Source organism: Streptomyces sp. NPDC001002, assembly GCF_053599215.1.
Map to the genome: position 1 here is coordinate 1 of NZ_JBSFLV010000222.1, position 11,923 is coordinate 11,923.

An 11,923-nucleotide genomic window follows, 5' to 3' on the forward strand; every position below is an offset into this window, starting at 1 on the left:
CGAGTATGCCCGGGCCGTCATGTGCTTTGTCAAGCAAGAAAAAGCGCGTACGAAAGGCGGGAGCGGTCGGCGGCGGCGACCGCCCCGCGGATGTGCTTGTCGCCCCTGGGGGTGGGTGGCGTTCTTGTAGGGCGGCTGCGGGCCGTGTGTGGCTTGTCGCGCCCGCGCGGCGGAGCCGCATATCGACACAGCCCCGCGCCCCTGGGAGCTGCCCTCACGTCTCCTGAGACGTGAACGGCGATGGAGGACCGACAAAAGAACGTCGGGGCGTCCGGAACCCTAAAGTTCCGGCCACCCCGGCGGCACGTTTCTGCTCAAGCGCTGTGCGGCTCAGTTCTCCTCGTGGGAGGCCACCGCGCGGCGGGCGTCCGCGTCCAGGACGCCCCAGCTGATCAGCTGCTCGGTGAGGACCGAGGGGGACTGGTCGTAGATGACGGCGAGTGTGCGCAGGTCGTCCTGGCGGATCGACAGCACCTTGCCGTTGTAGTCGCCGCGCTGGGACTGGATCGTGGCCGCGTACCGCTGCAGCGGGCCCGCCTTCTCGGCCGGCACCGTGGCCAGCCGCTCAAGGTCGAGGACCAGCTTCGGCGGCGGCTCGGCGGCTCCGCCCGGGGTCGTGCCCGGCAGCAGCTCCTGCACCGGCACACCGTAGAAATCCGCCAGCTCGGCGAGGCGCTGCACGGTCACGGCACGGTCACCGCGCTCGTACGACCCGACCACGACCGCCTTCCAGCGTCCCTGGGACTTCTCCTCGACACCGTGGAGGGAAAGGCCCTGCTGGGTGCGGATGGCCCGGAGCTTGGCCCCGAGCTGTTTGGCGTATTCGCTGGACATATAGCTCCCCGGACACTGGATCGACGCGACCGATGGTGTTTCCGAGCCGCGCGTCTGGTAACTCACTGTGAGGTTACGCAGCGTGACTCTCGCCCGTCAAGCCGAATGGTCCACACCGCCTCTTCTGGGGAACCGGTGGCCGATTACGCCAGGGGGGTGATCAGGGACGTCGTCCGGGCCTGCTACCGTGGATGGCGCAAATCCGACGTCCTTTAACGTCCGTCCCGTGAGGCGGAGAAGGAGGTCCGTTTCATATGGACAAGCAGGACAAGCACGACACGTACGCCTCCGATGCCCGGCCCGTGCTCGAAGCGCCGGACATCGCGCGGGTGTTGACCCGCATCGCCCACGAGATCGTCGAACGCGCCAAGGGTGCCGACGACGTGGTGCTCCTCGGCATTCCGACCCGAGGCGTCTTCCTCGCCCAGCGGCTGGGCGTCAAGCTGGAGGAGATCACCGACCGCAAGATCCCGGTCGGCTCCCTCGACATCACCATGTACCGCGACGACCTGCGCATGCACCCGCCGCGTGCGCTGGCCCGTACGGAGATCCCCGGTGACGGCATCGACGGCCGCCTGGTCGTCCTCGTCGACGACGTGCTCTTCTCCGGCCGCACCATCCGCGCCGCTCTCGACGCCCTGAACGACATCGGGCGCCCGCGCGCGGTGCAGCTCGCGGTCCTGGTCGACCGCGGCCACCGCGAACTGCCCATCCGCGCCGACTACGTCGGCAAGAACCTCCCCACGTCGTTGCGGGAGACGGTCAAGGTCCTGCTCGCCGAGGAGGACGGTCGCGACACCGTGCTGCTCGGTGCGAAGCCGGCCGCCCCGGGCGCGTCGCAGTAGCACTCCGGCTCCCGCCGCAGTGCGCTCACGTATGCCCGTATGCCCGAAAACTCCTGAATTGCCTTACGGAGCCTGACAGATGCAGCGTCATCTCATCTCGGCCGCCGACCTCACCCGCGACGACGCCGTCCTGATCCTCGACACCGCCGAGGAGATGGCCCGGGTCGCCGACCGGCCGATCAAGAAACTGCCGACCCTGCGCGGCCGTACCGTCGTCAACCTCTTCTTCGAGGACTCCACGCGCACGCGTATCTCCTTCGAAGCCGCCGAGAAGCGCCTCTCCGCGGACGTCATCAACTTCACCGCCAAGGGGTCGAGCGTCTCCAAGGGCGAGTCCCTCAAGGACACCGCCCAGACCCTGGAGGCGATGGGTGTCGACGCCGTCGTCATCCGGCACGGCGCCTCCGGAGCGCCCTACCGCCTGGCAAACTCCGGCTGGATCGACGCGGCCGTCATCAACGCCGGCGACGGCACCCACCAGCACCCCACGCAGGCCCTCCTTGACGCCTTCACCATGCGCCGCCGCCTGATCGGGCGGGACGCCGGGATAGGGCAGGACCTGGACGGCAAGCGGATCACGCTCGTCGGCGACATCCTGCACAGCCGGGTCGCCCGCTCCAACGTGGACCTGCTGCACACCCTCGGCGCCGAGGTCACCCTCGTCGCCCCGCCCACGCTGGTGCCGGTCGGCGTCGAGTCCTGGCCCTGCGAGGTGTCGTACGACCTCGACAGCACGCTCTCCAAGAGCGACGCGGTGATGCTGCTGCGCGTCCAGCGCGAGCGCATGAACGCGGCCTTCTTCCCGACCGAGCGCGAGTACTCGCGGCGCTACGGCCTGGACGGCGACCGCATGGCGAAGATGCCCGAGCACGCCATCGTGATGCACCCCGGGCCGATGGTCCGCGGCATGGAGATCACCGCCGAGGTCGCCGACTCCGAGCGCTGCACCGCTATCGAGCAGGTCGCAAACGGAGTCTCCATCCGGATGGCCGTTCTGTACCTGCTGCTCGGCGGCAACGAACCCGCCGTCTCCCACGCCCGCACCATCGAGGAGAAGTAAGACCCATGAGCAAGATCCTGATCCGTGGTGCGAAGGTGCTCGGCGGCGAGGCGCAGGACGTCCTGATCGACGGCTCGGTCATCGAGGCCGTCGGTACGGGGCTTTCGGAGGAGGGCGCCGAGGTCGTGGAGGCCGCAGGCAAGGTGCTCCTGCCGGGCCTGGTCGACCTGCACACCCATCTGCGTGAGCCCGGCCGCGAGGACTCCGAGACCGTGCTGACCGGCACGCGCGCGGCGGCCTCCGGCGGCTACACGGCCGTGTTCGCCATGGCCAACACCTTCCCGGTCGCCGATACCGCAGGCGTGGTCGAGCAGGTCTACCGGCTCGGCCAGGAGCACGGCTACTGCGACGTGCAGCCCATCGGCGCCGTCACCGTCGGCCTGGAGGGCCGCAAGCTCGCCGAGCTGGGTGCCATGCACGAGTCGGCCGCCGGGGTCACCGTCTTCTCCGACGACGGCAAGTGCGTCGACGACGCCGTGATCATGCGCCGGGCGCTGGAGTACGTGAAGGCCTTCGGCGGGGTCGTCGCCCAGCACGCGCAGGAGCCGCGGCTGACCGAGGGCGCCCAGATGAACGAGGGCGTCGTCTCCGCCGAGCTGGGCCTGGGCGGCTGGCCGGCGGTGGCCGAGGAGTCGGTCATCGCCCGGGACGTCCTGCTCGCCGAGCACGTCGGTTCCCGCGTCCACATCTGCCACCTCTCGACCGCAGGCTCCGTCGAGATCGTCCGCTGGGCCAAGTCCCGCGGCATCGACGTCACCGCCGAGGTCACCCCGCACCACCTCCTGCTCACCGACGAGCTGGTGCGGACGTACAACCCGGTCTACAAGGTCAACCCCCCGCTGCGCACCGAGCGGGACGTGCTCGCCCTGCGCGAGGCGCTCGCCGACGGCACGATCGACATCGTCGCCACCGACCACGCCCCGCACCCGCACGAGGACAAGGACTGCGAGTGGGCCGCGGCCGCCATGGGGATGGTGGGCCTGGAGACCGCGTTGTCAGTGGTGCAGGAGACCATGGTGGACACCGGGCTCCTCACCTGGGCCGGGGTCGCCGCGCGCATGTCCGTGAAGCCCGCCGAGATCGGGCGGGCCAAGGGGCACGGCCGTCCCGTCTCGGCTGGTGAGCCCGCCAACCTCACGCTCGTCGACACGGCATACCGTGGGTCGGTGGACCCCGCGGGCTTCGCCTCGCGCAGCCGGAACACCCCGTACGAGGGGCGTGAGCTGCCGGGCCGTGTGACGCACACGTGGCTCCGGGGCAAGGCCACGCTCGTCGACGGGAAGCTCACGTGACATCTGCAACTCTGCTCGCCGCCGCATCGCTCGCCGCCGAGAAGAAGTCGGCCGACGTCACCGACTGGGCCGCCCGCATCGGCTGGCTCGTCGGCCTCGGCCTCTTCGTCGCGCTCGTCTACTGGCTGATGCGCGAGGGCTGGAAGTGGCGCGGCACGCTCCAGGGCGACCTGCCCGAGCTGCCCACCGCACCGGACGAGCCCGGTCCGGCGAAACTGACGATGAGCGGCCGCTACCACGGCTCCACCACCGCCGGTCAGTGGCTGGACCGCATCGTGGCGCACGGCCTGGGCACCCGCAGCCGGGTCGAGCTGACCCTGACGGACGCGGGCCTGGATGTCGTACGCCCCGGAGCCAGCGACTTCTTCATCCCGGCCGAGGCGCTGCGCGAGGCCCTGCTCGGCAAGGGCATCGCCGGGAAGGTGCTCAGCGAGGGCGGTCTGCTGATCGTCACCTGGGCGCATGGCGACAAGCTGATCGACTCCGGGTTCCGCTGCGACCACGCGGCCGAGCACGCCGAGTGGGTCGAGACTCTGAACAGCATGATCAACAAGACGGAAGGCGCACGATGACGACCTCCATCCAGGGAGCGGCCTCGCAGAGGCACAAGGCAGCTCCCGCCGTACTCGTCCTGGAGGACGGCCGGATCTTCCGCGGCCGTGCCTACGGGGCCGTGGGGGTGACCTTCGGCGAGGCCGTCTTCTCCACCGGGATGACCGGCTACCAGGAGACCCTCACCGACCCGTCGTACGACCGTCAGATCGTCGTCGCGACCGCCCCGCAGATCGGCAACACCGGCTGGAACGACGAGGACGACGAGTCGGCCCGCATCTGGGTCTCCGGCTACGTCGTCCGTGACCCCGCGCGCGTGCCGTCCAACTGGCGGGCCAAGCGCTCCCTGGACGACGAACTCGTCGCGCAGGGCGTGGTCGGCATCTCCGGCATCGACACGCGCGCGTTGACCCGGCATCTGCGCGAGCGCGGCTCGATGCGCGCCGGCATCTTCTCCGGCGAGGCGCTCGTCCCCGAGCCCGAACTGGTCGAGCAGGTGCAGGCCCAGCCGCAGATGAAGGGCGCCTCGCTGTACGAGGAGGTCGCCACCAAGGAGGCGTACGTCGTCCCCGCGATCGGCGAGAAGCGGTTCACCGTCGCCGCCGTCGACCTCGGCATCAAGGGCATGACCCCGCACCGCATGGCCGAGCGCGGCATCGAGGTGCACGTGCTGCCCGCCACCGCGAGCGTGGACGACGTCTACGCCGTCGAGCCGGACGGCGTGTTCTTCTCCAACGGCCCGGGCGACCCGGCCACCGCCGACGGCCCGGTCGCGCTGATGACCGCCGTCCTGGAGCGCCGGACCCCGCTGTTCGGCATCTGCTTCGGCAACCAGATCCTCGGCCGCGCCCTCGGCTTCGGCACCTACAAGCTGAAGTACGGCCACCGCGGCATCAACCAGCCGGTCCAGGACCGTACGACCGGCAAGGTCGAGGTCACCGCGCACAACCACGGGTTCGCCGTGGACGCGCCGCTCGACCAGGTCAGCGAGACGAAGTTCGGCCGCGCCGAGGTCTCCCACGTCTGCCTGAACGACAACGTCGTGGAGGGGCTCCAGCTGCTCGACCAGCCCGCCTTCTCCGTCCAGTACCACCCCGAAGCTGCGGCGGGCCCGCACGACGCGGCCTACCTGTTCGACCGCTTCACGTCTTTGATGGAGGGCCAGCGTGCCTAAGCGCACCGATATCCAGTCCGTCCTGGTCATCGGCTCCGGCCCGATCGTCATCGGCCAGGCCGCCGAGTTCGACTACTCGGGTACGCAGGCGTGCCGCATCCTGCGCGCCGAGGGCCTGCGCGTCATCCTGGTGAACTCCAACCCGGCGACGATCATGACCGACCCCGAGATCGCCGACGCCACCTATGTCGAGCCGATCACCCCGGAGTTCGTCGAGAAGATCATCGCCAAGGAGCGCCCCGACGCCCTCCTGCCCACCCTGGGCGGTCAGACCGCCCTCAACACGGCCATCTCGCTGCACGAGGCGGGCACGCTCGACAAGTACGGCGTCGAGCTGATCGGCGCCAACGTCGAGGCCATCAACAAGGGCGAGGACCGCGACCTCTTCAAGGGCGTCGTCGAGGCCGTCCGCCAGAAGATCGGGCACGGCGAGTCCGCCCGCTCGGTGATCTGCCACTCCATGGACGACGTCCTGAAGGGCGTCGACACCCTCGGCGGCTACCCGGTCGTCGTACGCCCCTCCTTCACCATGGGCGGCGCCGGCTCCGGCTTCGCGCACGACGAGGAGGAACTGCGCCGCATCGCGGGCCAGGGCCTCACGCTCTCGCCGACCACCGAGGTGCTCCTGGAGGAGTCCATCCTCGGCTGGAAGGAGTACGAGCTGGAGCTGATGCGCGACAAGAACGACAACGTCGTGGTCGTCTGCTCCATCGAGAACTTCGACCCCATGGGCGTGCACACCGGCGACTCGATCACCGTGGCCCCGGCGATGACGCTGACCGACCGCGAGTACCAGAACCTGCGGGACATCGGCATCGCGATCATCCGCGAGGTCGGCGTCGACACCGGCGGCTGCAACATCCAGTTCGCGATCGACCCGGTCGACGGCCGGGTGATCGTCATCGAGATGAACCCGCGCGTGTCGCGTTCCTCGGCGCTGGCCTCCAAGGCGACCGGCTTCCCGATCGCCAAGATCGCCGCGAAGCTCGCCGTCGGCTACACCCTCGACGAGATCCCGAACGACATCACGCGCGAGACCCCGGCCTCCTTCGAGCCGACCCTCGACTACGTCGTCGTGAAGGCCCCGCGCTTCGCCTTCGAGAAGTTCCCTTCGGCGGACTCGACCCTCACGACCACCATGAAGTCGGTCGGCGAGGCGATGGCCATCGGCCGGAACTTCACCGAGGCCTTCCAGAAGGCGCTGCGCTCCCTGGAGAAGAAGGGCAGCCAGTTCACCTTCGTCGGCGAGCCCGGCGACAAGGTCCAGCTCCTGGAGGAGGCCGTACGGCCCACCGACGGCCGGATCAACACCGTCATGGGGGCGATCCGGGCGGGCGCCACCCCGGAGGAGGTCTTCGAGTACACGAAGATCGACCCCTGGTTCGTCGACCAGCTCTTCCTCATCAAGGAGATCGCGGACGAGCTGGCCGCCGCCGACAAGCTGGACCCGGAACTGCTCGCCGAGGCCAAGCGGCACGGCTTCTCCGACCAGCAGATCGGCGAGATCCGCGGCCTGCGCGAGGACGTCGTGCGCGAGGTCCGGCACGCGCTCGGCATCCGCCCGGTCTACAAGACGGTCGACACCTGCGCCGCCGAGTTCGCCGCGAAGACCCCGTACTTCTACTCGTCCTACGACGAGGAGAACGAGGTCGCCCCGCGCGAGAAGCCGGCCGTCATCATCCTGGGCTCCGGGCCCAACCGCATCGGCCAGGGCATCGAGTTCGACTACTCCTGCGTCCACGCTTCCTTCGCGCTGTCCGACGCCGGGTACGAGACCGTGATGGTCAACTGCAACCCCGAGACCGTCTCCACGGACTACGACACCTCCGACCGCCTGTACTTCGAGCCGCTCACGCTCGAAGACGTGCTGGAGATCGTCCACGCCGAGCAGCAGGCCGGACCGATCGCCGGTGTCATCGTGCAGCTCGGCGGCCAGACCCCGCTCGGTCTGGCGCAGGCCCTCAAGGACAACGGGGTGCCCATCGTCGGCACCCCGCCGGAGGCCATCCACGCCGCCGAGGACCGCGGTGCCTTCGGGCGCGTGCTCGCCGAGGCGGGCCTGCCGGCCCCCAAGCACGGCACCGCCACCACGTTCGTGGGCGCCAAGGCCATCGCCGACGAGATCGGCTACCCGGTCCTCGTCCGCCCCTCGTACGTCCTCGGCGGCCGCGGCATGGAGATCGTCTACGACGAGACCCGGCTGGAGTCCTACATCGCCGAGTCGACCGAGATCAGCCCCTCCCGGCCGGTCCTGGTCGACCGCTTCCTCGACGACGCCATCGAGATCGACGTCGACGCGCTCTACGACGGCCAGGAGCTCTACCTCGGCGGGGTCATGGAGCACATCGAGGAGGCCGGCATCCACTCCGGCGACTCGGCGTGCGCCCTGCCGCCGATCACCCTGGGCGGCTTCGACATCAAGCGCCTGCGGACCTCGACGGAGGCCATCGCCAAAGGCGTCGGCGTGCGCGGCCTGATCAACATCCAGTTCGCGCTGGCGGGCGACATCCTCTACGTCCTGGAGGCCAACCCGCGTGCGTCCCGCACGGTTCCCTTCACCTCCAAGGCGACCGCGGTGCCGCTCGCGAAGGCCGCCGCCCGCATCTCGCTGGGCGCGACCGTCGCCGAACTGCGTGCCGAGGGACTGCTGCCGGCCAACGGCGACGGCGGCGAGCTGCCGTTCGACGCGCCGATCTCCGTCAAGGAGGCGGTCATGCCGTGGTCGCGCTTCCGGGACATCCACGGGCGCGGTGTCGACACGGTTCTCGGCCCGGAGATGCGCTCCACCGGCGAGGTCATGGGCATCGACTCCGTCTTCGGCACGGCGTACGCCAAGTCGCAGGCGGGCGCCTACGGTCCGCTGCCGACCAAGGGCCGCGCCTTCATCTCGGTCGCCAACCGCGACAAGCGCTCGATGATCTTCCCGGCCCGCGAACTGGTCGCCCACGGCTTCGAGTTGCTCGCCACCTCCGGCACCGCCGAGGTCCTCAAGCGCAACGGCATCAACGCCACGATCGTGCGCAAGCAGTCCGAGGGCACCGGCCCCAACGGTGAGAAGACCATCGTCCAGCTCATCCACGACGGCGACGTCGACCTCATCGTCAACACTCCGTACGGCACCGGCGGCCGCCTCGACGGCTACGAGATCCGTACGGCGGCCGTGGCGCGGTCGGTCCCGTGCCTGACGACGGTCCAGGCGCTCGCCGCCGCCGTCCAGGGCATCGACGCCCTCAACCACGGTGACGTGGGCGTCCGTTCGCTCCAGGAACACGCCGAACACTTGACCGCGGCCCGCGACTAGCAGCCAAGAGGGGGACACCGGAAACGGTGTCCCCCTCTTCATGAGGACACCATGTACAAGATCTTCTTCAATCTCGTCTTCAAGCGGATGGACCCGGAGCAGGCCCACCACCTCGCCTTCCGCTGGATCCGCCTCGCCGTCCGCGTCCCGGTGCTGCGCACCTTCGTCGCCGCCGCCCTCGCGCCCCGCCACAAGGAGCTGCGCACGGAGGCCTTCGGGCTGCGTATGCACGGCCCCTTCGGGCTCGCCGCCGGCTTCGACAAGAACGCGGTCGCGATCGACGGCATGACGATGCTCGGCTTCGACCACGTCGAGATCGGCACGGTCACGGGGGAGGCGCAGCCCGGCAACCCCAAGAAGCGGCTCTTCCGCCTCGTACCGGACCGCGCGCTCATCAACCGCATGGGCTTCAACAACGAGGGCTCGCTGGCCGTGGCGGCCCGTCTGGCGGCCCGTGAGCCGGTCTTCAGGACCGTCGTGGGCGTCAACATCGGCAAGACGAAGGTCGTGCCGGAGGCGGAGGCCGTCGGCGACTACGTGAAGTCGACCGAGCGCCTCGCGCCGTACGCCGACTACCTGGTCGTGAACGTCTCCTCGCCCAACACGCCCGGACTGCGCAACCTCCAGGCCACCGAGGCGCTGCGCCCGCTGCTGAGCGCGGTGCGCGAGGCGGCCGACCGTACGGTCACCGTCCGCCGCGTCCCGCTCCTGGTGAAGATCGCGCCCGACCTCGCCGACGAGGACGTGGACGCCGTCGCCGACCTGGCCGTCGAACTCGGCCTGGACGGGATCATCGCCACGAACACCACCATCGCGCGCGATGGCCTCGGTTTGACATCCGAACCCTCGCTGGTGAAGGAGACCGGCGGGCTGTCCGGCGCCCCGCTGAAGGCACGCTCCCTGGAGGTGCTGCGCCGCCTCTACGCGCGCGTGGGCGACCGCATCACCCTGGTGGGCGTCGGCGGTGTCGAGAACGCCGAGGACGTCTGGCAGCGCATCCTGGCGGGCGCCACGCTCGTACAGGGCTACAGCGCGTTCATCTACGAGGGGCCCTTCTGGGGCCGCGCCATTCACAAGGGGCTCGCCGCGCGCCTGCGCACGAGCCCGTACGCCACCCTCGCCGACGCGGTCGGCGCCGACGTAAGGAAGCCGGTATGAGTCCTCTCGAACCCTTCGGCGCGCGGCTGCGCCGGTCCATGGACGAGCGCGGACCGCTGTGCGTCGGCATCGACCCGCACGCGTCCCTGCTCACCGAGTGGGGCCTCAACGACGATGTGGCGGGCCTGGAGCGGTTCAGCCGCACGGTCGTCGAGGCGCTGTCCGAGCGGGTCGCCGTCTTCAAGCCGCAGAGCGCCTTCTTCGAGCGCTTCGGTTCGCGTGGTGTCGCCGTCCTGGAGAAGACGGTCGAGGATGCGCGGGCGGCCGGTGCGCTGGTCGTCATGGACGCCAAGCGCGGCGACATCGGCTCGACCATGGCCGCGTACGCCGAGGCCTTCCTGCGCAAGGACTCCCCGCTGTTCTCGGACGCGCTGACCGTGTCGCCGTATCTCGGCTACGGGTCGCTCTCGCCGGCGATCGAGCTGGCGCGCGAGAGCGGCGCGGGCCTGTTCGTGCTCGCACTGACCTCCAACCCGGAGGGCGGCGAGGTGCAGCACGCCGTCCGCGCGGACGGGCGGAACGTCGGCGCGACGATGCTGGCCCACCTGGCGGCCGAGAACGCGGAGGAGGAGCCGCTCGGTTCCTTCGGGGCCGTCGTCGGCGCCACGCTGGGCGACCTGTCGTCGTACGACCTGGAGATCAACGGCCCGTTGCTCGCGCCGGGTGTGGGTGCCCAGGGGGCCACGCCGGCCGACCTTCCCGGGGTGTTCGGGGGCGCGCTGCCCAACGTCGTCCCGAACGTCAGCCGGGGTGTGTTGCGGCACGGGCCCGACGCCGGCGCGCTGCGGGCGTCCGCGGATCGTTTCGCCGAGGAGATCAGGGCCGCGCTCGCGACCGCGTGAGGCTCATGACCGGGTGAGTTTCGCGGCTGCGTGAGGCTCGTGACCGTATGAGGCTTTCGCGACGGTCGTCGCGGGCGTTCGAGCTGGTCGTCGGAGTCCTCCGATGAGTGGCTCGGCGGCGGTCCGGGGAGCGCTTGAGCCTGAATACATCCTCAAATCCGGGGCATTATGTCCTAAATGTCCGGCCTGGCAGAGGCTGACCAGGACTTTTCCGCTGTTCTCGCTGACTCTGGCGTACTTGGCCGCTAGTCTCCGAGCAGAGTTAACGGGCAAGCGTGTTGCTCGTAGCTCCCCAGGTGTGGGGCGACTAGGTTCCTCACCGGTCCGTATCCGACAGTTCGACATCCGAGGTGACGTAGGCGTGGCTCTTCCGCCCCTTACCCCTGAACAGCGCGCAGCCGCGCTCGAAAAGGCCGCCGCGGCTCGCCGGGAGCGGGCCGAGGTCAAGAATCGACTCAAGCACTCCGGCGCCTCCCTGCACGAGGTCATCAAGCAGGGCCAGGAGAACGACGTCATCGGCAAGATGAAGGTCTCCGCGCTGCTCGAGTCGCTGCCCGGCGTGGGCAAGGTCCGCGCCAAGCAGATCATGGAGCGACTCGGCATCTCCGAGAGCCGCCGAGTGCGCGGCCTCGGCTCCAACCAGATCGCTTCCCTGGAGCGTGAGTTCGGCAGCACCGGCTCCTGAGTCCCGATCGCTGAGACAGGGAGTCCCGGGCAGTCCGGGATTGCTGGAATAATCGCTGCATGGCTGCAACATTCCGGGGGACGACCCCCGAGCCCCCGGACGTACGTCCGCGGCTGACCGTGCTCTCCGGCCCTTCAGGGGTCGGTAAGAGCACGGTCGTCGCCCATATGCGCAAGGAAC

Annotated in this window: 10 protein-coding genes and 1 pseudogene; 10 read left to right on the forward strand and 1 reads right to left on the reverse strand. The window is 69.7% G+C overall.

Annotation, left to right across the window (positions count from 1 at the left end; translation table 11 throughout):
- Window positions 1-330 precede the first annotated feature (330 nt).
- Window positions 331-834 carry a transcriptional regulator BldD gene (gene bldD, locus ACWDR3_RS45140; RefSeq protein WP_124002855.1) on the reverse strand — a complete coding sequence of 168 codons (504 nt, stop codon included), beginning with the start codon at window positions 832-834 and terminating at the stop codon, window positions 331-333.
- 254 nt (window positions 835-1,088) lie between these two features.
- On the opposite strand from bldD, the gene pyrR reads away from it, so the two are divergent.
- The 10 genes and pseudogenes from pyrR to ACWDR3_RS45190 all read left to right on the forward strand — a co-directional run.
- Window positions 1,089-1,679 (forward strand): bifunctional pyr operon transcriptional regulator/uracil phosphoribosyltransferase PyrR, encoded by a 591-nt coding sequence (pyrR, locus tag ACWDR3_RS45145; RefSeq protein WP_450358521.1) that lies wholly within the window; start codon window positions 1,089-1,091, stop codon window positions 1,677-1,679.
- 79 nt (window positions 1,680-1,758) lie between these two features.
- Window positions 1,759-2,739 (forward strand): aspartate carbamoyltransferase catalytic subunit, encoded by a 981-nt coding sequence (locus tag ACWDR3_RS45150; protein WP_124002857.1) that lies wholly within the window; start codon window positions 1,759-1,761, stop codon window positions 2,737-2,739.
- Window positions 2,740-2,744: 5 nt separating this feature from the next.
- Window positions 2,745-4,031 (forward strand): dihydroorotase, encoded by a 1,287-nt coding sequence (locus tag ACWDR3_RS45155; protein ID WP_450358522.1) that lies wholly within the window; start codon window positions 2,745-2,747, stop codon window positions 4,029-4,031.
- Window positions 4,028-4,603 carry a PH-like domain-containing protein gene (locus ACWDR3_RS45160; RefSeq protein WP_450358523.1) on the forward strand — a complete coding sequence of 192 codons (576 nt, stop codon included), beginning with the start codon at window positions 4,028-4,030 and terminating at the stop codon, window positions 4,601-4,603. Before ACWDR3_RS45155 ends, ACWDR3_RS45160 begins: the two co-directional genes overlap by 4 nt.
- Complete coding sequence (carA, locus tag ACWDR3_RS45165) at window positions 4,600-5,757, forward strand: glutamine-hydrolyzing carbamoyl-phosphate synthase small subunit (RefSeq protein WP_450358524.1); 1,158 nt, start codon at window positions 4,600-4,602, stop codon at window positions 5,755-5,757. Before ACWDR3_RS45160 ends, carA begins: the two co-directional genes overlap by 4 nt.
- Window positions 5,750-9,058, forward strand: a complete 3,309-nt coding sequence (carB, locus tag ACWDR3_RS45170) for a carbamoyl-phosphate synthase large subunit (RefSeq protein WP_450358525.1) — start codon at window positions 5,750-5,752, stop codon at window positions 9,056-9,058. The genes carA and carB overlap by 8 nt, the downstream gene beginning before the upstream one ends.
- 51 nt (window positions 9,059-9,109) lie before the next feature.
- Window positions 9,110-10,216: a quinone-dependent dihydroorotate dehydrogenase gene (locus ACWDR3_RS45175; protein WP_450358526.1), complete on the forward strand. Its 1,107-nt coding sequence runs from the start codon at window positions 9,110-9,112 to the stop codon at window positions 10,214-10,216.
- Window positions 10,213-11,058 carry an orotidine-5'-phosphate decarboxylase gene (gene pyrF, locus ACWDR3_RS45180; protein ID WP_450358527.1) on the forward strand — a complete coding sequence of 282 codons (846 nt, stop codon included), beginning with the start codon at window positions 10,213-10,215 and terminating at the stop codon, window positions 11,056-11,058. The genes ACWDR3_RS45175 and pyrF overlap by 4 nt, the downstream gene beginning before the upstream one ends.
- A gap of 361 nt (window positions 11,059-11,419) precedes the next feature.
- Window positions 11,420-11,743, forward strand: coding sequence for an integration host factor (locus ACWDR3_RS45185; protein WP_003977346.1), 324 nt, complete (start codon window positions 11,420-11,422; stop codon window positions 11,741-11,743).
- Window positions 11,744-11,802: 59 nt separating this feature from the next.
- Window positions 11,803-11,923: pseudogene (locus ACWDR3_RS45190) on the forward strand (guanylate kinase); the annotation flags it as partial.